Below are 23,248 nucleotides of genomic sequence, written 5' to 3' on the forward strand. Positions count from 1 at the left end.
TTTGAGGAAGTGATGTGATGATTTCTTTGACTGAGCGGCAAGTCAATATCCTTGGTGAATTGCGAGACACGGATGGGTATGTAACGGTGAAGCGTTTGTCGGATCGATTTCATGTGAGTGAACGGTCCATTCGCTATGATTTGGACTTCATTAAGCGTTTTCTGCATGAACTTGGGGTGACGCTCATTCGCAAGCAAGGCCAGGGAACTATGCTCCAAATGCATCCGAAGCAGGAGTCAGTGATTAGTCAAGTGCTCCAGCAAATGAATCATTTGGTGCTCTCTAGGGAAAATCTCACGTATGCCCTCGCAGCTCAAATTATGATGGATCAGGAGACAACACTTGACCGATTGGGGGAGATCTATGAAACAAGTAAATCGACAATTTTCCATTATCTGTCCGCTGTGGACGACCGATTAAAAAGACACGGAGTAACCATTGAGCGAAAGCGTTCTAAAGGCATCTCAATTACAGGTAATGAGATTGACATTCGATATGCGTTTATCACTTTAATTAATGAGATTACCGAAAACAGCCACATCACGAGACAAAGCTTTATTAAAATCTTCGCTCAGGAACATGTGGATAAAGTGAAAGCATTCATTAAGACTTTTGAAATAAGGACACAGATTCAATTCAGTGACAGTGCATTAAAAGAGCTTACGCTCATCATTTGCTATCAGATGAGTCGGATTGAAAAGGATCATTACGTTGCCTATCCGTTTATTGAAGTGAAAAATCATTTGAATTCATTTGCATTTGAATTGGTTAAAGAACAGTTTCAGAACAATATGACACATCCATTCCCTGATGATGAAGTTGTCTTTACCTTAAAGCAGTTTAAGCTATCCAAGATTAGCTCCGTGCCGATTGGTGAAGATAATTTTGCAGTTGATGATGAGGCCTATCGGGTCAGCCTCTATTTCGCAAGAGAGGCCAGTAAGGCAATTGGCATTAATTTTGCTAAAGATGCCGAGTTCATTCATGCTTTGACCTATCATCTGCAAGTCGCCATGAATCGAATGAAACATCATTTACCGATAAAAAATGCATTGACCGAACAAGTCAAATACAAATTTCGTTTCATTTATGAGATTACTCGTAAAATTGTAATCAAGCTGGAGCAGCATTTAAATATTACTTTCCCGGAAGAAGAAATTGCATTTATTGCCATGCATCTCGGTGCCAGCTATGAACGTCATTCAGCAACCGGGTATATGCCGACTGCCTTAATCGTGTGCGGATCCGGATTAGCAACTTCATCACTACTCGCTAGTCGATTAAAAGTAATGATGCCTGAAATCAAATGTGATGGGCCAATCAACTTATCCAATCTGCAAACTTTTGACCTTTCAACCATTGATTTCATTATATCTACGGTACCCATTAATTTTTCGAAACGAAAGGTGATTGTGGTAAATCCACTGCTTGAATCGGATGATTTGATTCGCTTACGAAAACTGCTTTTTCGCAAAGTCTATCAGAAACAGATGAATGATCTTCTTGAAATTAATCAGCCGACCACAACACTCGGAGCATTGATTCCAAAGGATTACATTCAATTGAATCAGCAGCCCACCGACTGGCGCACTGCCATTACTCGTGCCAGCAGCCCGTTGCTTCGGCATCAGAACATCACAGAAAAATATGTTGATGCCATGATCAAGGCTGTTGAGGAACTTGGACCATATATGGTCTTTATTCCAAATGTCGCAATGGTTCATGCGTCCTATAAAGATGGAGTTAATAAAGACGGAATGAGCCTTTTGACCTTAAAGGAACCCATCATTTTCGGTGATCGGACAGACGTAACTGTGAAAGTGATCATTGTGATGTGTGCTACAAAAGCCGATTCCGATCATTTTATTAAGCTCGTTAAACTATTGGATAACCCAGACAATATGAACACGTTGAAACAAGCAACACAGATTGACGAACTCTTACTCTTAAACAACCGAAACAGTTAGGTGTGATTTAATGGCTCAGTTTATAGAAAGAAGCAATATCAGGTTGCAACAAACGGCGGATAATTGGGAAGATGCGATCCGGCAATCCGGCCTGCTTCTGCTTCAGAATCATAGTATCGATTTCGAGTATATCAACGAGATGGTAAAAGCCGTGAAAACCCTTGGCCCGTACATGGTCATCGTCCCGCATGTTGCACTGGGTCATGCGCGTCCCGGGAAGCACGTAAAAAAGAACGACATCAGTTTATTGACATTAAAGAAACCAATCAACTTTGGCAGTGAACATAACGATCCGGTCAATGTCGTCTTTTCTTTCTGTGCTGAGGGAAATGAAGGACATCTGCAAGTTTTAAAGAAATTAGGCCTACTGCTTGATGATGCACACATCATGCAAATCATACAAGAAAGCAGCGACCTTGATCAGATTGACCGTTTAGTTAACGAGGAGATGGACAAATAAATGAAACGATTAAAAATATTGACAGTATGCGGCTTTGGAGTTGGTTCATCACTTGTATTAAAAATGAAGCTTGATGAACTCTTAAAAGAAGAAGGTATTGATGCACATGTAGAAACGGCTGATGTCGGTTCAGCATCGTCAACGCCATGTGATGTTATTTTCACTTCAAAAGAGCTAAGTGAAAAATTGATCAACTCTGTTCAAGTCCCTGTCATCAGTGTTTCTAATTTCATTGATAAGAATGAAATCAAAGAAGCCGGTTTAGAAAAATTACATGAACTCATTAAGGAGTGAGCAGTTAATGGTCATTATTGATTTTATTGTTAATCAAATTCTCAGACAGCCTGCATTATTTCTTGGGATTATTGCAGCAGCCGGCCTCATCATTCAGCGCAAAAGCTTGTCCGACACTATTAGCGGAACAGCGAAAACCATTATTGGTGTTGTTATCCTGACACAAGGAACGACTATACTTGTCAATTCGATTACACCGCTTTCCGGAGCCTTTAATTTGCTCTATAAGATTCCGGATGCACAAGCCCTGCATCCAATGGGCTCCGACAATCTCATCAAACAATACGGTTCCCAAATCGGACTGACGATGCTTTTCGCGTTCGCCATAAATCTCATCGTTGCACGATTCACTCCTTTGAAAAATGTCTTTTTAACTGGTCATATGTTGTTCTGGTTTCCGTTCATTTTCATTGCCATAGCCATTGAAAGTGGATTAAAAGGTGCTTCTATTATCATTTTTGCGACAATATTTACTGCCGTTTATATGATTTTTGCGCCTGCCTTAATTAAGCCCTTTGTTAAAAAGGTCACGGGTTCGGATTCCTTCACACTTGGCCATCCAACCATAGGTTTATCGCTTTTGTCCGGCTTACTCGGAAAATGGCTGGGTAATAAGAATAAATCAACTGAAGATATAAAGTTTCCAAAACAGCTGGAATTTCTTAGAGAAATAACGATTACATCGTCCATAGTAATGTTCATTGTGTATATCGTCATCGGTCTAATACTCGGAGTTGATCGTTCAAAAGCTGTTTTTGATAAAACACAGAGCCTTGTCACTTTTTCACTGCTTCAGGGAATCACATTTGGTGCAGGGTTAACGATTCTCTTACTTGGTGTACGAATGATGCTTGCTGAAATCATCCCAGCATTTAAAGGCATTTCTGATAAGGTGATTCCGAATGCTATTCCTGCACTCGATTGCCCAATCATTTTCCCATTTGCTCCCAATGCTGTTCTGATTGGATTCATTACATCAATGGTGACTTCATCTATTACATTATTTATTATCGGATCAACAGGATTATTCCCTTATGCAGTCGTTCCATTAACCATTACTTGCTTTTTTGAAATCGGAACAGCAGCAGTCATCGGAAACGGTACAGGTGGACTGCGAGGAGCAGTCATTGGTTCAGGAGTTGCCGGTGTATTAATGATTCTGCTCGTCGGCTTCTCGATTCCTTTCCTGCAACATACGGTTTCAGATTGGATCATCGTATTCGGCGGCAATGACTTTTCACTATGGTCCATAATAGCCGGGACAATTGGAAAACTGTTCTAAAGAAATCATGAACTAGGGAGCGACAGCCATGAGTGATGTAACGACATTATACTTTGAACACGTGAAGCAAATGGCAGACAAAGTCTTGAACACACAGAAAGAACAGATACTTGCCACAGCACATGTTTTCTCCGAAACGATTAAGGATGGAAAAACAATATATGCCTTTGGTGCTTCCCACGCAGGAATCATCACGGAAGAACTGTTTTATCGAACCGGCGGGCTGGCACTCATCAATCCCGTGCTCACACCATCGCTTATGTTGAATACCAAACCAGTCACTTTGACTTCAAAAATGGAACGATTAAGTGGATTTGGTGAAACGGTTTTTTCATCACTACCTGCAACTCAAGGCGATACACTATTAATTCATTCTGTTTCCGGAAGAAACCCTGTCGCTATTGAAATGGCCCTTGCAGCACATGAAAAGGGCGTAAAAACAATTGCACTAACTAATTTGATTTACTCAAAGCAAGTAACATCAAGACACACTAGTGGAAAACGGCTTTTTGAAGTTTGCGACATTGTTATTGATAACTGCGGTGATTTTGAAGATTCATCCATGCAGCTTGATGGATTGGAGCAAAAAGTAGCACCCACTTCCACTGCAATCGGATCGTTGATCGCTAATGCGATTGTACTAGAAACCGTAGAAAACCTTTTGAAGGACGGCATCACGCCACCCGTCTTTCACAGTTCAAATGTCGACGGCGGCGATGCATTCAACGCTAAGATTTTCCAAGAGTATACAGAGCGTATTCATTATATGTAAACTATTCATTGGTAAGCGTCAAATTGATACCGCCCAAAAACTTTAACTATAAACGAGTGGAGAGAAAAGAGTAATCCTTTCTCTCCATTTTTATTGTTCATCCGTATGGATAGCTTCATATTAGTAATAGGATCAAATTTTCATGAGAAGATGTCCATTATTTGATGCTTATCTACCTCATATAAACGATCGGTTCCCCATTCCCCCGATTATTTTGCTGCCCAGTACTGCGTAATAAGTTGAAACCATAACGGGATGAATAAAAAAAACACAAAATACAGTTAAAAAAATCGATCGACGGCATATACATGCTGAGCCGGTCGATTTTTTATTTTCTAGAACAAATCTGCACAATGAATGTCGAATGCAGCATCATTTTGGTCTGAAGAATAGCAATGTCAAACTGATGATCTTAGTTTGTACCACTACACAATAAAATGATGGGATCATCGATTATTGTGACTATTTTACTTAAATTATTTTTCCAACACTTGATTAAAATAATCTTCCTGGCCAAATTGACCGCTTTTTAATGCGAGTTCGAGTCCGTCTAAATCAGGATTTTCAGAGTAGCAGCGACATAATGGGGCACCTGGCGCAACGCTCGCAATCATTTCTAATGCATAGATATCAAGCTGCCGTGTGGCATAGCTTGATGTGTCCCCTCCGGCAATGACCAGTCGTTTAAGTCCTGTTTCCTTTATGATTATTTTTGCGAGATTTCCTAGAAACGTGCCAAGAATCTTACTTGAATCTGAAAGGGGCTGGCCCTTTTTGCGTATCTGTTCCTGATTTTTTTTGATACTCGGGTCATCCGGACCGAGTGCTGTATAAATAATCAAACGCTTACCTTTATTTATTTGATCAATGGCACGCTTTAAGATTGCTGTTTTCATTGTTTGATTATCAGATGCGTTCACTATTTCTTGAAACGAAAGAGAAAGCCCTTCAAAGCCGTGGCTTAGCGCCCATTGAATCTGTTTCTCTGTTACCGGGGAACAGCTCCCCGAAATCACAAGAAGCTGATCGGCACCAGAAGTCTCTGACACCTCATTGTATCGTTTATCGCCTTGATACAGTGACGCAATAGCGCTGCCGACGCCGGACGATCCTATAATGAATCTTGGATCGTTTTTTTCTTTAGAATAGGCAATCAATCGGCCAACTTTTTTCACATGCTCGTTGGTTAAGCTGTCAAAAAGGACAACAGAAGGCTGATTAGAGATCTTATGATCAAGAATAGATAACAATTGATCCTCAGACTGATCAAGATTCAGAACACTAATTAGTTCCATAGAACCCTGCACACCTTGATTTTTAAGTACGAATCTTAAATCCGACTCATTCATCGGGGTAATTGGATGCCGTGACATGGTTGGATGCCGATCTAACCGATAGGTCTCGTGATCGAACGTCGCAAAATGATTGCCAAAAACCGTATAACGATTCAAATCTGGTGCAGCTGCAAAAACAGGAACCCATATTGGATGATTCCAAACTTTTTGGGCCATCTTGTGGACAGTTGCTATATTCCCAATCGATGACGAAGAATCGAATGTCGAACATACTTTGTAATGGACAAAATCACTGCCCAATGCCTTTAACTTAGATAAAATCGAGGGAAGCTCTTGTTCCATTTGCGCAGGCGTCATTGATCTGCTGCTTCCCGCAACTCCAATACATCGTGCATAGGAAAAACGTTCTTTTAATAAGGATGGATCAGGCACATCGAGAAAAAGTACAGTCGGCAGCCCATGAGTCGTCAACGATTCCATCGCGTCCGTGGAACCTGTAAAATCGTCCCCATAAAAGCTTAGTATAATCGAACTATCGTTCATAGTATCCGTCTCCTCAACTTTGATCGTTTACGAAGTCAATTTACGAGAATAGTTGATTGTTACAGATCCTAGTGCCATAATGCCGCCAGCAATGGCAAACATCGTAAATACGCCTGAGAAGCTTGCGGTTTCCTGAACAATCAATCCTACTAATATCGGAGCAAGAATTCCCGCAATATTGCCTGAAAAATTCATCGCTCCTGTTAGCTGTCCAACATGTTTCTTCAGAGCAAGCCTTGCAGGAACACTCCAGTATAATCCTCCCCAACGCAGGAAGAAGTTTGCCAGACTAATCAGCAGAATAGCCTGAGTTGAACTTGAAACCTGGCTGACACATAATATAGCACCAGCTACACCGAGGCCTGCAAATCCAAGCATTGTCCTCATGACACTATTCGCCGAAATTCCAGAACGCATTAATCGATCAGCAAGCTGCCCGGCAAACAGTTCGCCAACAAATCCCGAACCAAAAATGACAAATGTCCAGACCCCGGTCATACCAAAAGATACATGCTGCACTTCACTTACATAGGTAGGCGCCCAAGTCATTAAACCAAAAAGAACTGCGTCATAACCAAAAAATGCTAACAAAAGCATCCAAGGGCTAAGATGTTTAAAGTACTGAAGGACAGATCCTTTTGAAGTTTCTTCTTCCTGCGCTGTTGATTGATCCTGATTAAGATAGTCAATTTCTTCTCTTGAAATCCAAGGATGCTCTGATGGCCGATCCCGAACAAACCACCACGCAATAAAGCCAATAAGCACAGTAAGAATGCCCACAGCAGCAAAAGCGAGTCTCCAGGTTCCAAGCCATACAATAAGTCCGGTTACCAGGATGCCCCCAAAAGCGGTTCCAAGCGGCCCCCCGCCATCAACAAGAGTGCTCCCCCTTGAATGTTCATCTTTTCTCAGCCAATTAATCAATGATGTATTTGCTCCATTCTGTACAGGGCCTTCAAACAAACCTAAAACCATGCGCATTCCGATAAGAGATCCCACACTGTTTACAAAACCCGTCAATCCTTGAATAATTCCCCAGCCGACAAGGCTCATAGATACAATTTTGCGCGGTTTTAATCGATCAACCAGCCATCCGCCTGGGAGCTGCATCAAGGCATAAGTCCAGCCAAATGAACTTAAAATCAGGCCCGTTGTGATCGGATTGATATTCAAATCTTTGCTGATTAGCGGCATGGCAATGGATAGAGAGGCGCGGTCAATGTAATTGATGATCATGACGAAAATGAAGAAAATAAAAATCCACCAACGTAAGTTCGGTACCTCAAACTTCGCGCGTGTTTCAAGGTTATCTTGTAATTTCACAATTTCCGCCTCCTCATTTAAGCGTTTACATTTTGTGCAATTTTAATTAAACGTGATGAGTACCTTTAAAGGCTGATCTTCTTTCTTTTCAACCATCCTAAAACCCTTTGCTGCTTCGGTATAAGGAAGCGTATGCGTGATCACCGCATGACCATTAATTCTGCCTGCGGCCAAAAGAGCAACAGCTGCTGCGACATCGTCATGTGTGTAGCAGAAACAACCGACCAGTTCTTTCTCTTGCCCCTGTAGCTGCATAATATCGAGTGATTGCTCCTTTTGAAACATGGCAATCGTGACAACGCGGCCGTGTCTGCGAATCAGTGACAGCGAATCATTAATGATACCAGGTACACCAACGGCGATCAGCACCCGATCAAAGGAACTGCCAATTAATTTTTTCGCTTCCTCTACCCAGTTCGGCCGATCTTTAATATTCAATGTGTGGGTTGCCCCCATTTGCTGTGCACGTTCCAAACAATAATCGAAAATATCTGTTGCCAGTATCGTTGTTGCGCCTGCTTCTTTTGCAGCAGCTAATGCAAGCAGTCCAATTGGACCTGTGCCAAGAATGGCTACTTTGTCGCCAGGTTTAATAGCCGCCTGCTGCACCGCATGAACACCGACAGCAAGGGGTTCAGCCAATGCAGCGAGATTATAGTCCATATCATCCGGTAATTTAAAGACAATATGCTCAGGCGCAACAAAATTCTCTGCCATTGTTCCATACCAAGGATCAATTCCCGGTGCTTTACGATTCGTGCATTGATTGACTTCACCTCTTAAACAATGGGAACATTTTCCGCATCCGATTTGCGGTTCAACGGCAACGCGATCTCCGACCTTTACGCGCGTTACTGAGTCACCAATTTCAGCAACCAAACCTGAAATCTCATGCCCAATGACAACGGGAGGTATGCGAAATGGATGCAACCCTTTTAGCGCATGAATATCCGATCCGCAGATTCCGGCAGCCTTCACTTGAATGCGAACTTCATCAGACTTTAACGGTGCGTTTTCAATATCGGTCACAATAACATGATGCGGTCGATCAATCATTACTGCTTTCATTCGGTTTCACTCCTTCAATAATTAAATATGGTTTTGAACGATCTATTTAATCTTTTTGCGTTTCTTATAGCTTCCAGATTCAAGAAATTCTTTCACTAGATAGTCGGGTACTCGATCCAGTTGGATACCTGCTGCCCGTGCGGTGACAATCATCCTGCAAGCCATCTCAAGAGTTTCTAACCGCATGAGTGCTTCAGAAATGGAATTCTCGAACAAGATCACACCATGATTTTTAAGCATTATAATGTGTCCTTTGTCCGCCTGCATCCCTACTGATTCTCCAAGTTCTCGAGAACCCGGAGGTTGATAATCGACATAGGCAACATCCTCCAGGTAATACATCGCCTCGATAAACAGCTCAGAAACAATCGGTTCTTTACTTGCAGCAAATAATGTAGTGTAAAAAGGTGATGAATGAAGAACAACGGCTGCATCCTTTCTTGCGTGATAAATAGCCGAATGCATAGGAACTTCTTTGGATGGTTTTCGTTTACCCTCCCAAGCACTCGTCTCAAGATCTACTCGAGTAAATTCATCCATTTGCAGATTACTGATGTTGGTTCCGGAACAAGTAATAATCATGTGAGAAGAATCAATGCGAGCACTTATGTTACCAGAAGTTCCCCAAGTCAGTTGTTGCCTTTTCAGATCGTGGCCCGCTTTGATTAGTTCACTTTTTAATGTTTCCTCATCCATTGAGAATGCCTCCTTTCATAGTTATGCAAGCAATATTTGTGCCACTTTTAATTATTTCGTGATTTTTATCATTGCAATTAATAATAAGTTTATAACAAACAAAATATAAAGCGCTTTCATTTTATCTGTTTATCATGTACATTGATCTTAGCGCTTCTTTTTGTAACATCATGCAACGCATATTTCAATTTGAAACACTTTGCGAGGAGTGATCTATTTTGGAACGCATCGTAATCATTGCTCCGTCTAAGGAATTTGCAGATACTGTTCGATCAGTTGATCAGGCAAAAAAGTTTAAGCTTTACTCCCCCACTGATCATCATGACTTCTCATTCAAGGAAACTGTACCTCTTGCGAAAAAAGAAGAAGCGTTTGGTGCCGAAGTACTCATTACTCGCGGAGGCCAAGCTACCTTATTGCGGAAACTTCTCACCATTCCTGTTGTTGAGGTGAAAATGACTGTTCTGGATATTCTGCGCATCGTTCATTCGTTAAAAAATCAGTATCAAAAAATTGGCCTCGTTGGTGTTGAAAATATCATCTGTGATTACCGAGAACTGGGAATGTATATCAATATTAACATCTATCCTGTTTTTTCCTATGATCAAGATCTTAAAGTCCAAATCAATCAAGCCATTTCTGATCGTGTTCAATATATTGTTGGGGATGGTATGTCTGTTGATTACGCTAAAAAGATGGGGATTCCAGGAATGAAACTCATGCCGTCACAAACCAGCGTCATTGAGGCCATTGAACAAGCAGAGAATCTCGTGCGAGCACGCCGTCAGGAACGGACAAACACGGAACAGCTGCGTATGACATTGGAAACAGCTCAGGATGGAATTCTTCTGATCGACACTGACGAAAAAATCGTTCTTCTCAATAAACGAGCAGCAAATTTTCTAAAATTGGACCGTCAACAAAGTATCGGGGAGAAGATCAATGGTGTCGGAGAGGAGCTCTCGAAGCTGATCCATAAGAAACAAGAATTTGAGGAAGAAGTATTGGAACATCCTCCCTTTATCTTATCTATATCGATGAGAAAAATTATGGTTGTCGAAGAACTTGTAGGCTGGGTCCTTTCAATGCAAGACGTGACGAAGATCCAAAAACTTGAACAAAAAATTAGAAAGAAACTCAAACTGCAAGGGTTTGAAGCCAAGCATGGGATCAATGAAATCATTGCGCATTCATCAGTAATGAAAAATCTCATACAAAAAATTAAATACTTTAGTCAAACAGAATCGACTATCCTGCTGCTTGGTGAAACCGGAACTGGTAAAGAACTGATTGCTCAAAGCATTCACAATAACAGCAATCGAAAAAACAATCCTTTCGTACCCATAAATTGTGGCGCACTGTCTGATACCCTGCTTGAAAGTGAGTTATTCGGATATGAAGGCGGTGCATTTACAGGAGCAAACCGCAATGGCAAAGCAGGCATTTTTGAACTTGCCCATACAGGGACGATTTTTCTTGATGAAATTGGTGAAATCCCTTTAGCATTGCAATCCAGATTGTTACGTGTAATTCAAGAACGGGAGATCATGCGAATCGGCGGCAGTGCCATCATTCCTATTGACGTTCGAATCATTGCTGCCACTCATCGCAATCTGATCTCTGATGTGAAGAGCGGCAAATTTCGTGCAGATTTATTTTATCGCTTGAATGTGCTTACACTCAGAATTCCACCTTTGCGTGAACGACAGGAAGATCTTCCTGCTTTAATCGAATTTCTTCTTTTTAAGATTTGTAACCATTATCATTTTGATCCAATCAAGTTACCAAATGACATGCTTCCAAAGCTGGCCGCCTATCCATGGCCGGGAAATATTCGTGAACTTGAGAATTTACTTGAACGGGTCACCGTTCTGTTCCACTCCGATATTCCTAAAGCCATTGTTTTACAGGAAGTTGAAGAAGAAATTTCTAAAAATCAAAGCGTTATGCAAGATGAAAGTAATGATAGAACTCCTTTTTCTTATCAAACACAAACATTACAGCAAATTGAGAATGATGTCATTGACCTTCGATTGCAGCACTTTAATGGGAATAAAGAACGTACTGCGCAAAGTTTAGGAATGAGCAGAGCAACACTTTGGAGAAAATTGAATGATATTAAAAATCACAACAAAAATTAGGAAACAGAAACTTTTAACTCCCAAAAATGAACTTCGGAGTTTTTTGCTTCGCACCTACGCACTCAATGAACTAAAAATCCGTAAGAAAAATGCCCCTCAGATCAGCAGATGTTATCATGCATCTGCTTTCTATGGGGCAGAAATATAAGCTAGTGTTGATCACTTGCCTGAAACAGGATATTGATCAGTTCTCTTTTTTTCTCATCACAATACCTGTTGCGATGAGAATCAAGATGACTCCGAATGATACGGTCCAGACGTTAAATACATCACCGGTTTTGGGTAATAAGGATGATGCCTTGGCACCTTTATCCTGCTTTTGGATATTCTTCGCGTTACTATGCTTTTCCGCTGTGGAAGAAGAATCAGTGGACGCATTGGAACGATCTGAGCTTCCTGCAGCTTTTTCTCCTGCTTGATCACTCTGCCCATTACTTGTGCCGGTGTTCTCATTATTATTCCCGTTCGTTTGGCTGTCCTTACCGGCATTTGAGTCCGGCTTGTTCGTTTCACTTGTATTCTTATTTTCCTGGCTATTATTCGAATTAACATGAATCGCTTTAAGTCGCGTGGTCAAAGCTGATTTATCCGAACTGTTAGGCAGGGCATTGACTAATTTTACTGCTGCGTCAACATCTTTCTGAGCTCGACTTTGTTCCGCACTCTGAACTGCTTGTTCAGCCTTGGAAATGTCATTCTCATTCGAAGGATCCGAAGTACCATCATCTTTAGACTCATCAATGAGCTGCAGATCAGCGATTGCCTGATTCAATGCATCAATCGTCGTTTGAACTTGCTTCTGATCATCTACACTCAATGCATTGTTGTCATACGTTGCGATGGCATCTTGTAACTTGGTCTTGAATGCGTCCTTGCCAACGTCTTTGTATTTTGACAAATCAAGTTTATTTGCCTTTGCAATGGCAGCTTCCAGAGCTGTTTTATTCGCCGACTTCTTCAGGGCGTCCTGAGCCTTCGATAAGTCATCCAGCGCTGAAATGACATCCTGAGGAATCGCATCTGCATTATCCAAAACTTTTTGCGCATGGCTCATCGCTGAGGCAAAATCATTCTGGCCGATAATCGAAAAATCGTTCAGGTTCAATGCTTTTGCTGATTTTACTGCTGCTTCAAGTTGTGTCTTATCAGCCGGATGTGCGGTCAGTGTGACATCATCCACAACACTGCCATCCGGATGTTCGGCGATCAGTTCCATCTTATTGCCATTCACATGGGCAGTAAGATAAACGACTTCATTCTTATCTTTCTGGATAACTTCGAATACAGACGGGTCATTCGGTTCAATGTCATATGTTTTGTCGCCTGTATGTCCGGTCGCAATATAGACCGTTCCCACACTTGCCTTTGTGTTGGCCACGAGTGGATAGGTACGTCCATAGGAATGATCATGGCCATTGAAGACAAGGTCAATACCGAGTTCGTCGCAAACCGGAACAAGCATGTCATGGAACATGGTCGCTTGGGCATCTGCAGGATTCTTGTTATAGGCCGGTTGATGTGTGGCGATGATCTTCCAGGTCTGATTCGTCGCCTTCATGTCACTGCGCAGCCAGTCCATTTCCTTCTTCATCGTATCCACATTGTCCGTCCAGCCAATCACCGCAATGTGCATGTTCCCATAATCGACCGAATAGGTACCCGTTTTGTTGGACTCAGTTCCATTCGAGTTCGGCATGGCCAGCATTGAGGCAGACTTAACTCCGTTATCCCCTTGATATTCATGATTACCTAGCACGTGGATCATATCCAGCGAATCAAATGCCGGATGCTTGTTAAACATCTCTGCAGTCATGTCTGCTTCACCAAAGATTGTCTGGTCATCAGTAAAATCTCCAACATGAATAGCGAAGTCTGATTGAACAGAAGCATTTTCAATACGTGTGAGAATCTTATCAAAGTCTTCTAAACCGCTAGGCTCAGTTACTTGGGTATCCCCAAATACATTGAATGTCATCTGGTCGCTGTCCGTTAGCGTTTTAAATTCGCGAATATCCGACCAGTTCTTCCCGTCTCCAACTCTAAAAACATATAGTGTCCCCGGCTTTAATCCGATTGCCTTCGCACTGTTGAGTTCAATTGCGCTGCTGTCTAGGGAATAGGTGACTAATTTTTTAGTTCCCGTAAAGTTTTGGAAAGCCTGATCCCCTTGATCAGTATAATCCGCCCTTGTAGCTACCTGCATGATTGACCTATCTTCACTCTGAAGCGGATTGGTCATCCAGGTCACTGACTTTTCTGTTTTCGGATTCTGAGTAGCGCCAACAAGAATATTAGACGGTTCTGCTGTTTTCTGTGCATTGTACGACTGATCAGATACTGCAAAACTATAATCATTACCCTTCTGTGCAATTAACTTAAATTTCTGCGCGCTCGCCGTCGGCAGAGGGCTGGCTAGTTTCCCTTGAGTATCGGTCTTGCCAAGTGATTGAGTCTTACCGTCTGCCAAAGTCATGCTGACCTCTGCTCCTGAGACTGGTTGACCATCCTGGGTTTGTACCTGTACGATGCCGTCTGAACCGACAACCATGCGCTCTACCTGGATTTGATAAGCAGCTGCAATGGATACTTCACTTGGGGTGGTCGAGAAAGACGCATTAAACGTAGTTCCCTGTGCATGAGCAAAGGTTACCTTACCCTCGGTTACACTATATGGAATTTTTGTGCCCTCTTCGGCAGTCGCCGGGACAGAAACCATAATCGTTGCCAGATCACCCGCTTGTTTCGATGCCCCATCATTTTGGATTGTCAGGTTCAGATCGCCGGTTGTCGGATCGTAAGTATAGGTACTACCGGCAGCACTCTCGGCAAAAGAAACGCCTTTTACCGGAAAACCCTTGCCCAGATTGATCGTGGCAGTCACTTCTTTCACATTGGAAAGGTCGTCTGCCGACAGTGCCAGCGAATAAGTACCACCAAGAGACGCGTCTTTCCCCTTTGGATTGAGACTCAGTTTCGTCCCGTTTCCGGTATTCACTGTGAAGTACGCGTCCTTAACAGTTTCATTGCCGAAGTTATCCTGAATCGAGACATGAACATGGTGCACGCCATCAGCCCATTGATAACCGGAAAGTGTAAAGGTTCCATCCTTATCGTAAGAATAGTGTCCCTTTGCATCGGTATATTCAGTTCCGTCTACCCAAATACGGTTACGGTCCCAATTGATCCCAGTCGCATGAGCATCGCTGGTATCCTCGTGGATCGCAGTTGTCACGTTCACCTGAGCATTGGTATATGTTTTTCCATCCACACTGATCGAATCAATAACCGGCGACTTAAGGTCATCTGAAGTGTTTCCGTCGTATACAAATCGGAAATTATCAAAATACAGGCTGCCTTTGGTCATAGGATCACCGTTGGGCAACCCGGATTTTAGACAAAGGATTCCAACTGCATGACCGTCTGTGCGAAGTTTATATGGAGCTTTGTATCCAGACGGTATCGGAAAAGACACATACCTCCAGCCAAGCCAGTCAATTGAACCCATTTGGCCTGACTGCCCATCAACAGGAGGCATATAAATACCAAAATTTTTCCCATCAGCGTCGCTAAGACCTGTCCAAAGCTGCAACCCCTGTGCTTCAGGCGTGCCATAGATCCACATACCTACAGAAGTTGGCGTACCAGGGGCATAGCTTCCATGCGTCGGACCTGCATAGACAAGAAGTGTACTTGCTTTTTGACCGGTCGTAAAGTCAAAATTGACCTTTGCTGCATGATTTCCAAAGCGTACGGGGCTGTTTGGGTAACCGCTGCTCGAAACCGAAACGCTCTCACCACGTTTACCTGCTGAACTTGACCAGTTGCTTGTCACCGCTGCATCATCAGTCAGCTCTTCAGCGTCCTCCACTACAACAGGATCCTGTCCGATCTGCAATTGAATATTGACAGACAGATTCGTATTTTTGAATTTCACTTCAACATTTCCTTGTGTTTTTCCAGAAGTGGCATGAAATACATTGGAGTTGTCTACACTGCCAAGGCCATCAGAAATCTGCCAATCTAGATCTTCCCGAGAAAACTGTACGTATCGACCTTGATAGGTAGCGGTCAATCCTAGATTACTTGATGCTCCTGGCTGTAGTGTCTGGTTCGAATTAGTTGTCCAAAAGGTATCCGGAACCGCAATTTCTACATGGGTACTGCCAACAGTCTTCCCGTTATATGAAAGATTGACCGTTACAGTCCCTTGCTTGCCATTCGATTGAAATACACCTGTATTCGTGTCAATCTGGCCGAAAGCAGGATCAGAAAGACTCCAGTTGAGGCCGCTTGTCGGTAATGGTGCTGAATAACCCGCCGCATCTTTACCCTTTGCCGTGAACGTGATCTTTGAATTTGGTGAATAGGTCTTATCTGCCGGAGAAACAGCCGCTGATGCAAACGCGTGATCAGCAGGGGCATTTGATGTGATGAGCCAGGAGTTAGCTACCAGACGTTCATTTCCATCAGAGGGACGGTTTTTTAAACTTAGTTCATCTTCTCCGGGCGTCCTGGAAATATAAGTTGTCGAACCACCTCCATCAAGGTTCACTGCCTGAACCGCACCCATATCACGCATCAATTGTGCCAAGTCAGGCATCGAAATTCCATTCGAATATGGAGCTTGCCGCCCATCAATAACGACAAAAAACACCGTGTTGTCACTCTTGATCCCTACTGCTGTTCTTGGCTCAATATCTGCGCCAATTGCTGATGTATTACCGATCTTTCCATCTTTCACTAAAATATTTTTTGCGCCTAAGGCCTGTTTCAGATTTGCTTTAATTTGGTTATACTTTGTTTGGTCACCAATAACCGGCGTACCATCTTTTAAAACACCGAAGAAGGTTTCATCGCTTCTACTGGCTTGATGAATTTCAATGCCATTTTTCACAACGTTTCCTTCAGGCTCACCAGTCGCCATATTGAAAAAGTTGGCATTAACCCCGCTTACAACATTTTTCCCATTCTTAATTGCGGCATTTGCCTCATCACGGACCGATTGCATACCGTAATCCTGTCCATCGTTTGGAGTGCCAGGGTACAATGCCGTGTTCTTGTCTTTCAGGTTAACATTTACAGCAAAAAGCTCCGTTCTGTCGCCGGCCGCATTTTTGTATGTAATATGCTTTTCCTCAATCCCCGAGGCTAATTGTGTTCCGGTTTCACTAATGATTTGTTTCATTACCGAAGATGAAACATCTGTTTGATCCAATGCGTGTGCAGGAATGCTTGAACTGAATTGTACGAACAACAAACAAGTAGCCAGAATAATAGAAACGATCGATTTACTACAAGTTTTCACGTTCTTTACTTCCTCCCCATTTTTCAAACATTGTTCATTCAGGAAGTCTACCTATCTTTTTCTCAAGTCTTCCATTCACAAACAGTTGAATTATATAGTTTGGAAATTGATTACATATGGGGAAATGGTAACGATACTGTAAAAAATTAATAAATAAACGAGAATGGGCTTACTTCTTTATTCCACCTTTCTCAGTGATTGGATATCGAATTGCATCTACTATCTATTTGGCAGATTAAAATGAGTAAAAATTGGAGATTATGTTTAGAATCAATATCAGCAGATGGCCAAGCAATAGGGAATTAAATATGACGCATATCATTGAAGCTAAGGGAAGGTGAAAGGCAATGAACTGGAAAATAGAAAATATGCCTGAAAAATACGCAGCTCTTTCTCAAAAAACATATAAAGCAGCATATCTGTTTATAAGTTTTTGCAAGCTGGAGAAGATACTGCTATCCCATTCTGAAATCTCACGTCCATGGTTTCTGAAATGGATTATGAAACAGGAAATCTGCTACTATAACCAGCTCATTACGTCTTTTGCTGAAGAAATGAATTGGAAAAACAGGGAGCACACACTGACCCTGGAACCACCAGAATTATTTATCAGTCTAAAAAGGGCGGCAATGAATACAGAATAATATCCAACGGATCAACGAAATTAATCTCTTTCACTTTTTGTATTGGACATATTTTCGGGTTTATGAGCTTATGGAATATGGACTAATGAATAATGACTATTTAACCTTAGCTTGATTTAACAGAACCTTAACCATCTGTTGCTTTGCTAGCTCCATGAGATCTTTATCCGTTTGCCATCTTCTGGGATGGGAAAACCATCCTTGCCTGTCTATGACATATACGGCATTATGAACATTTTGAGAATATTCCATCAACTTTTTGGCTTCTTTTTGAAACACATTGTGAACAAAGCCTACAATGATAAAATCCAAATTTCTGCTTTCGGCTTGTAGTCTTTCCTCTGATGCTAAAAATCCTTCAGAAAGTAACAGTTCCTGGTGCGTTGCTTTCAATAAGTGTTGTGCTCTTAAATGATATGCCTCGGCTGATTTGCCTTTCGGTTGTACTATAGCCGATATATTCACAATCCTCACTATACCATCGGGTAAAATATGTCCAGTTTCCTGATAGCCAAACCTAACGGCATCTATTATCTTTTGCATGGTTAGGTCAGCATACCCAGTACCGGAAATGAGATGTTCGCCTTCATAATTACAATTCTTCGAGAATTCATTCCAAGTTGGCAATCTATTAAAGCCGTATGAACCTGGGTTGGTCATAATTGCCATCCCTATTACCTTTTGACTTTTACTGAAATGAATCTCAGTGTTTCTTCTTATTAACAGGACCTCATGACTACTCGCATCCAACACTCTCTGCATCGTTGCAGTTACAATTTCTGGATACTTTCGGCTATACATAATCATCTGCCACCTTTACCTTTTACTATGGACAAATCTTATCTACAACTCTAAATCACATCCTGTACTAAAAGTACAGCTTTTTTATGAATTATCATCTCATTCATTGCCTCTGATGACGTTTCCATCAACCATCCGGCAAAATTAATTGCCAACACCGCTACCCGCACAAAACCCCGCATATCTCCTCAACAATGGCATTTATAACATCCTCTGAATCCACACCCGCGCTTTGTTTCTGTTTCTTCATCCTCTCTAACACTTCCGCTGTGATCTCAAACTCGTTCATCGCTTCCCACTCAACCAATTCACAGCCGCTGTTATTCTTTAGATACTCAATCGTATTTTTGTCTTCTTGCATCTTTTGACGGGTAACTAGAATTAATGGTTTGTTAAATGATATGGCCTCGGACACTGTGCCCCAGCCTGGCTTTGAGATGACGATGTCGCTTGCCTCAATATAGTTCTGTGATTCCGTGTCTTCAATGGGGATTTTATAGATATTGTCCCCTTCTATGTTCGTGTTGCTTGAGACAAGAAAAACACAATTCCGGCTGCTCCACAGTTTGTATGCAGCGAGATTTCCTGCATCAATTTTCATGCCTAGTCCAAAGAAGACGATGATTTTGTCACCGGTTGGATTCACATTCTTCCTTATTTTATGGACGGCTTCAACCTGCGGGCTGCGTGAAAAGAAACCGAATGATTTGCTGCCCATTCTTCCCCATGCCCGCTCACGGCTTCCCGCTAGAGCAAAGAAGTAATCCATACTCGTATAGCAATCATACAGAGGCTGGAGATCTGTGTCGGGTAAAAGTTCTTTATAGGCTGTATACCAAGTAAAATTGGATACCCCAATTGATGGAATAGATAGTGACAGCGCAGCTTTAAATGGGGCTGGGGGAATATCACCGATCACAAGATTTACATGTTGATCGCTAAGAAATTTCGCCTCTCTTTGGATAGCGAATGGGAGTTTACCAATAAATTTTTGATAGCTTATTTTGAATTGGTCACAATCCGGGGTGAGTGAATGAGGCTGCAAGACATAACCTATGTCATTGCTTATCTTTCGAAGTGTGACTTTGTCTGATGCAATCAAATCATTCAATGATTGATTTAAAAAATCATAGGCAAAAGCATTGCAAACAATAATCCGAAATTCGATCTTCTCGCATAGCCTTCTGATCACTGCAATACTTCTTGTCGCATGACCGAACCCATACTCCGATAGGTAATAAGCGATTGTTTTCAAGAAAGCACATCCTTCATGAACCTTAAAACTTCATTGTAGTAGGTTTCTCATATATCCGTTACTCGCATTCATTAAATCGGAAATAATCTTCTTCCTATTATAGTCGTAGTTTATTCTAGGGTCTCTAATAGGAACTATCAAATTCTGTTAATGAGTTATCTTTAATAAATCGGCGGTCTCTTAATTTATGCCACCACAACCCCCTCTCCCATTCCACCATTTTTCTAAGATTTTGTTCACAATTAAATCGTTATTCACTGTATTTTCATATTTTTCTCATATTTAGTGATTGTATCTTGCTTATTTTCCTGCATAATAAGAATATGGATGATGAATCTACCCCCGGGGAAATTGGGAAATAGTACATCAGCTCTAGTGTTTGATCAGATACACAGTCTGGTGCGAGCATGACAAATCTACTATTATTGGAGGCGTATTGATGAACAATGGCAAGAGAACTTTTTTGAATGCGTGCATGGAGGCCATTTGTCAATGTGACACGAGCAATACCCACTATTTGTTTGAATTGAAAACCGGAGAACATGTCTATCGCGCGCAGCCCAGCCACCTTTCTATTTATAATAAGGACGGTTCCCTTGCCCAATTAATCGGCATGTTAAATCCAGCTTTTATTCGTACGTACCATGATTACATCAGCAACCATGCAGAGCATGGACGAATTTGGCTCCACCAAGAGTTACAAAACTTTTTGAAGGCGTTCAACAATAAAGACGAAGAATACGGCTTCTAAGCTCAGCTATAGCTGAACGGAAATCACAGTCTAATGAAATCCCCTTTAACGCCGTGATCGCATGCGAATTGGCATGTCGACGAACGGTATTCCAATCCAGACTTGCTTTTCTTTTAGTCGAACAATCCAATACTGATGCAAGAAGGACATCTCCGTGTCAATTCCATTGCACGACTAAGAGATGTCCTTTTCATTTCTGAATCAACGGTTACGACTCCTTCTGACTCTGCGCTCCCCTATTTCCTTAACAATTCTGATGTAATCTTAAAATCTATTATTTTATTTACAAATTTTTTCAATCCTCCACACCATTTCCGAACCATGCCTCCTATATAGAAAACATAGAGCAAGAATACACCAAGAACTGCTTTATCCCCCGTCACCGCCCTTTAATACTCGTAACACACATTCAGCTGCACCAAAAAAACTGAATCCCCAAAAGGAGTCCCACATTTATGCCATTTACTGACTATTTTGCCGCCCCGTTCGAACCTGAGTGCTATGCCTTCGAGAGACTGATGTGCAGGGGATTTGGTTAGCTACCTGCCATCCATCCCAAATCAACAGATTTGCCACCAAGCAAGCAAAAAAACCTTCTACAAATTTTTTCAATCTCCCCCACCATTTCCGAACCATGCCTCCTATATAGAAAACATAGGGCAAAAACACATCAAGATCTGCATCATCCCCTGTCACCGCCTCTTTCATCCACGTGCCACACAATTCAGCTTCAACCAAAAAACTGAATCCCCAAAAGGAGCTCCACATTTATGCCATTTACCGACTATTTTGCTGCCCCATTCGAACCTGAGTGCTATGCCTTCGAGAGACTGATGAAAAAGTATGAACCGAAGATCCGAAAAACCGTTAAACACTACAGAGACATGTACAAGCAGTATTTGTGTTCCGCCGATTATGATGATCTGCTACAAATCGCGCAGTATGCATTCTCAGAAGCCAATGACAAATTCGACATCACAAAAGTCGCCTCGGACAAAAATGCGGAACATGTCTTCATCGCCTTCGCTGCTCGAACGATGGAAGGCCGACTCTCCGACTACCTCCGAAAACACTACAAGAACAAAAGTCGCGAAGTATACGATCGCGAAGGCTCCGCCTATGGCATTCCTGATGAATCAGCCAAGTCACTGAACATGCAAATGCTGCGCATCCTCCAAGATCAGCTCCCCACCCTCACTCCCCGCGAAGCCCTCTACATCAAGCTTTCCGTCTTTCATGATTGGAGCACCCAACAAATTGCCGAAGCCGCCCTTGTCTCCGAACACACAGTCCGCTCCTGGAAAAAAAGCTTACGTAAAAAGTTGGGACCGTTAAGAGATGAATTGAAAAAACGCAAATAAGCAATTAAGAAAATCGATCGGCAGCACAAAAAACTGCTTGGTCGTTTTTTTGTGTGCATTCAAATAATTACAAATGAAACTTTCAGTATATGCAATGTATCTTTCACGAAGATCAATGCATTAGATTTTCATGTTGATCCCCACAGACCCAAGGCTTTTAGATATGGGTAACCCAAATCCTGACCTTACATTGTTATAAGTATCATTTTAACAAGCAAATTGAACGATACTAAGAAGAAATTGAATTTCTCAATTGAACAGCATATTTTTCCATAACCATTGGTAAACAAATACTTTGAAAGGAGAAAACACAACATAAACGGTTACTTATCGGAAGGTTCATTCATCTGAAGAATGAATAGAGAGAGGAAAACTGAACTAGTCATTTTGTATTGCTAAGACTATATACGATACCGAGTTTTAATCAAAGTAGCCAAAACTCATGCCGAACACGATGATACGCAGCGGAATATTTATTCGTTTGTGATTCTTAGATAGGATAATGTCAACCCATTTTCCTTTGTCTGAACATCAGAAAATCCATGTCGCATATAGAATTTTCTTAGCCATTCTTTACGAGATTTATACTCTAGGCAAAAATGATTAAGGCCACATGAATCGAAAATATTTTTTGCACTGATTTTTGCTGCATCAATAATGTCATTTCCGCAAAAGATTTCTTTGGGGCACTTTTCGTAAAAGTCATTTTTTGCTAACTGAGCAAGCAGTATAGCTCTAAAGTAATGTGATTCTCTATCCCCAGTAATTTGATCGATTATTTCTTCGTTAATACTTTTAGAAAATCTAATATTATTCTTAAACAAGATGGTGAAAAATCCTGCAATTTTTTGATGACGTTCATCAATGAAAAGTTTAGTTCTCGCTCTATGCGCTAATTCATCATCAAATGCTCGTTCGCGAATATATGCCTGAACGTCATCATCCTCGTGACAGCAAAAAGAAGAAAGGGATCGATGCGTGTCCCTCTCTCCAAACAAATGAATATAATCTTCAAGATTTAATATTTTCATTGTGTTATCTCTTTTCTGCCCACGATTTATGAATTTTTTCCAGCTCATCTTTTCTTTCTTGTCCACTCAAACCACTGACATCAACAAAACGACTTTTGGGAATAGAAGAAACGGAGATCGGTTTTGATGCGATAATTTTTCTAGTTGTTTCTTCATCAAGAACAAATTCATCATCTGCCTTAGCGATCGTTGGCATAGGATCATCTTCCTTCTCTGATAAATTTTTATATTTATCACTCAATTTTATCACCCCCTGTCT

General features: G+C 41.6%; 19 protein-coding genes. 9 read left to right on the forward strand and 10 right to left on the reverse strand.

All coding sequences use genetic code 11. From position 1 onward, the window contains the following. Positions 1–17 precede the first annotated feature (17 nt). From BM003_RS12875 to BM003_RS12895, 5 genes are read left to right on the forward strand one after another with little or no spacing between them, the layout of a single operon-like run. Complete coding sequence (locus tag BM003_RS12875) at positions 18–1,967, forward strand: BglG family transcription antiterminator (protein WP_093673725.1); 1,950 nt, start codon at positions 18–20, stop codon at positions 1,965–1,967. 10 nt (positions 1,968–1,977) lie between these two features. Then, on the forward strand, positions 1,978–2,427 hold the full coding sequence (locus BM003_RS12880) for a PTS sugar transporter subunit IIA (RefSeq protein WP_093673727.1): 450 nt from the start codon (positions 1,978–1,980) through the stop codon (positions 2,425–2,427). Continuing rightward, positions 2,428–2,721 (forward strand): PTS sugar transporter subunit IIB, encoded by a 294-nt coding sequence (locus BM003_RS12885; protein WP_093673729.1) that lies wholly within the window; start codon positions 2,428–2,430, stop codon positions 2,719–2,721. A 7-nt stretch (positions 2,722–2,728) separates the two neighbouring features. Continuing rightward, complete coding sequence (locus tag BM003_RS12890) at positions 2,729–4,003, forward strand: PTS ascorbate transporter subunit IIC (protein WP_093673731.1); 1,275 nt, start codon at positions 2,729–2,731, stop codon at positions 4,001–4,003. 28 nt (positions 4,004–4,031) lie between these two features. Next, the gene (locus tag BM003_RS12895; protein ID WP_093673733.1) at positions 4,032–4,775 is read left to right on the forward strand and encodes an SIS domain-containing protein; all 744 of its coding nucleotides are present in this window, start codon (positions 4,032–4,034) and stop codon (positions 4,773–4,775) included. 476 nt (positions 4,776–5,251) lie between these two features. Here BM003_RS12895 and BM003_RS12900 read toward each other — a convergent pair whose 3' ends face one another. Genes BM003_RS12900 through BM003_RS12915 form a run of 4 tightly spaced genes read right to left on the reverse strand, consistent with a single transcriptional unit; the run spans position 5,252 to position 9,700 of the window. Further along, positions 5,252–6,613: a four-carbon acid sugar kinase family protein gene (locus BM003_RS12900; RefSeq protein ID WP_093673735.1), complete on the reverse strand. Its 1,362-nt coding sequence runs from the start codon at positions 6,611–6,613 to the stop codon at positions 5,252–5,254. 27 nt (positions 6,614–6,640) lie between these two features. Continuing rightward, the gene (locus BM003_RS12905; RefSeq protein ID WP_245734271.1) at positions 6,641–7,936 is read right to left on the reverse strand and encodes an MFS transporter; all 1,296 of its coding nucleotides are present in this window, start codon (positions 7,934–7,936) and stop codon (positions 6,641–6,643) included. Positions 7,937–7,978: 42 nt separating this feature from the next. Then, the gene (locus BM003_RS12910) at positions 7,979–9,004 is read right to left on the reverse strand and encodes a zinc-dependent alcohol dehydrogenase (protein ID WP_093673737.1); all 1,026 of its coding nucleotides are present in this window, start codon (positions 9,002–9,004) and stop codon (positions 7,979–7,981) included. A 42-nt stretch (positions 9,005–9,046) separates the two neighbouring features. Then, the gene (locus BM003_RS12915) at positions 9,047–9,700 is read right to left on the reverse strand and encodes a class II aldolase/adducin family protein (protein ID WP_093673739.1); all 654 of its coding nucleotides are present in this window, start codon (positions 9,698–9,700) and stop codon (positions 9,047–9,049) included. Between the two features lie 218 nt (positions 9,701–9,918). On the opposite strand from BM003_RS12915, the gene BM003_RS12920 reads away from it, so the two are divergent. Continuing rightward, a complete protein-coding gene (locus BM003_RS12920; protein WP_093673741.1) occupies positions 9,919–11,841 on the forward strand; it encodes a sigma 54-interacting transcriptional regulator in 1,923 nt (640 codons plus the stop codon). Between the two features lie 184 nt (positions 11,842–12,025). Here the strand turns inward: BM003_RS12920 and BM003_RS12925 are convergent, their stop codons facing one another. After that, on the reverse strand, positions 12,026–17,146 hold the full coding sequence (locus BM003_RS12925) for a phosphodiester glycosidase family protein (protein WP_093673743.1): 5,121 nt from the start codon (positions 17,144–17,146) through the stop codon (positions 12,026–12,028). A gap of 347 nt (positions 17,147–17,493) precedes the next feature. Here BM003_RS12925 and BM003_RS12930 point away from each other — a divergent pair, with 347 nt between their 5' ends. Next, positions 17,494–17,790: a hypothetical protein gene (locus BM003_RS12930; RefSeq protein WP_093673745.1), complete on the forward strand. Its 297-nt coding sequence runs from the start codon at positions 17,494–17,496 to the stop codon at positions 17,788–17,790. Positions 17,791–17,886: 96 nt separating this feature from the next. On the opposite strand, the gene BM003_RS12935 is transcribed toward BM003_RS12930, so the two are convergent. After that, positions 17,887–18,591: a hypothetical protein gene (locus tag BM003_RS12935; RefSeq protein WP_093673747.1), complete on the reverse strand. Its 705-nt coding sequence runs from the start codon at positions 18,589–18,591 to the stop codon at positions 17,887–17,889. A 160-nt stretch (positions 18,592–18,751) separates the two neighbouring features. Further along, a complete protein-coding gene (locus tag BM003_RS12940; RefSeq protein WP_093673749.1) occupies positions 18,752–19,846 on the reverse strand; it encodes a glycosyltransferase in 1,095 nt (364 codons plus the stop codon). Positions 19,847–20,285: 439 nt separating this feature from the next. On the opposite strand from BM003_RS12940, the gene BM003_RS12945 reads away from it, so the two are divergent. Then, positions 20,286–20,597 (forward strand): hypothetical protein, encoded by a 312-nt coding sequence (locus tag BM003_RS12945; RefSeq protein ID WP_093673751.1) that lies wholly within the window; start codon positions 20,286–20,288, stop codon positions 20,595–20,597. A gap of 462 nt (positions 20,598–21,059) precedes the next feature. Here BM003_RS12945 and BM003_RS12950 read toward each other — a convergent pair whose 3' ends face one another. Further along, entirely contained in the window at positions 21,060–21,335 is a 276-nt protein-coding gene (locus BM003_RS12950; RefSeq protein WP_143128469.1) for a hypothetical protein, read from the reverse strand. Between the two features lie 32 nt (positions 21,336–21,367). Here BM003_RS12950 and BM003_RS12955 point away from each other — a divergent pair, with 32 nt between their 5' ends. Further along, positions 21,368–21,958 (forward strand): sigma-70 family RNA polymerase sigma factor, encoded by a 591-nt coding sequence (locus BM003_RS12955; RefSeq protein WP_093673755.1) that lies wholly within the window; start codon positions 21,368–21,370, stop codon positions 21,956–21,958. A gap of 473 nt (positions 21,959–22,431) precedes the next feature. Here the strand turns inward: BM003_RS12955 and BM003_RS12960 are convergent, their stop codons facing one another. After that, positions 22,432–22,989, reverse strand: coding sequence for a hypothetical protein (locus BM003_RS12960; RefSeq protein WP_093673757.1), 558 nt, complete (start codon positions 22,987–22,989; stop codon positions 22,432–22,434). Between the two features lie 4 nt (positions 22,990–22,993). Beyond that, the gene (locus BM003_RS12965) at positions 22,994–23,230 is read right to left on the reverse strand and encodes a hypothetical protein (protein WP_093673759.1); all 237 of its coding nucleotides are present in this window, start codon (positions 23,228–23,230) and stop codon (positions 22,994–22,996) included. Positions 23,231–23,248: the final 18 nt, after the last annotated feature.

This window comes from Sporolactobacillus nakayamae, assembly GCF_900113325.1.
GTDB classification, from domain to species: domain Bacteria; phylum Bacillota; class Bacilli; order Bacillales; family Sporolactobacillaceae; genus Sporolactobacillus; species Sporolactobacillus nakayamae.

Coding starts and splice junctions, on each gene's coding strand:
- BM003_RS12875 (WP_093673725.1), top strand. CDS start 18: ATGATTTCTTTGACTGAGCGGCAAGTCAATATCCTTGGTGAATTGCGA.
- BM003_RS12880 (WP_093673727.1), top strand. CDS start 1,978: ATGGCTCAGTTTATAGAAAGAAGCAATATCAGGTTGCAACAAACGGCG.
- BM003_RS12885 (WP_093673729.1), top strand. CDS start 2,428: ATGAAACGATTAAAAATATTGACAGTATGCGGCTTTGGAGTTGGTTCA.
- BM003_RS12890 (WP_093673731.1), top strand. CDS start 2,729: ATGGTCATTATTGATTTTATTGTTAATCAAATTCTCAGACAGCCTGCA.
- BM003_RS12895 (WP_093673733.1), top strand. CDS start 4,032: ATGAGTGATGTAACGACATTATACTTTGAACACGTGAAGCAAATGGCA.
- BM003_RS12900 (WP_093673735.1), bottom strand. CDS start 6,613: ATGAACGATAGTTCGATTATACTAAGCTTTTATGGGGACGATTTTACA.
- BM003_RS12910 (WP_093673737.1), bottom strand. CDS start 9,004: ATGAAAGCAGTAATGATTGATCGACCGCATCATGTTATTGTGACCGAT.
- BM003_RS12915 (WP_093673739.1), bottom strand. CDS start 9,700: ATGGATGAGGAAACATTAAAAAGTGAACTAATCAAAGCGGGCCACGAT.
- BM003_RS12930 (WP_093673745.1), top strand. CDS start 17,494: ATGAACTGGAAAATAGAAAATATGCCTGAAAAATACGCAGCTCTTTCT.
- BM003_RS12935 (WP_093673747.1), bottom strand. CDS start 18,591: ATGTATAGCCGAAAGTATCCAGAAATTGTAACTGCAACGATGCAGAGA.
- BM003_RS12945 (WP_093673751.1), top strand. CDS start 20,286: ATGAACAATGGCAAGAGAACTTTTTTGAATGCGTGCATGGAGGCCATT.
- BM003_RS12955 (WP_093673755.1), top strand. CDS start 21,368: ATGCCATTTACCGACTATTTTGCTGCCCCATTCGAACCTGAGTGCTAT.
- BM003_RS12960 (WP_093673757.1), bottom strand. CDS start 22,989: ATGAAAATATTAAATCTTGAAGATTATATTCATTTGTTTGGAGAGAGG.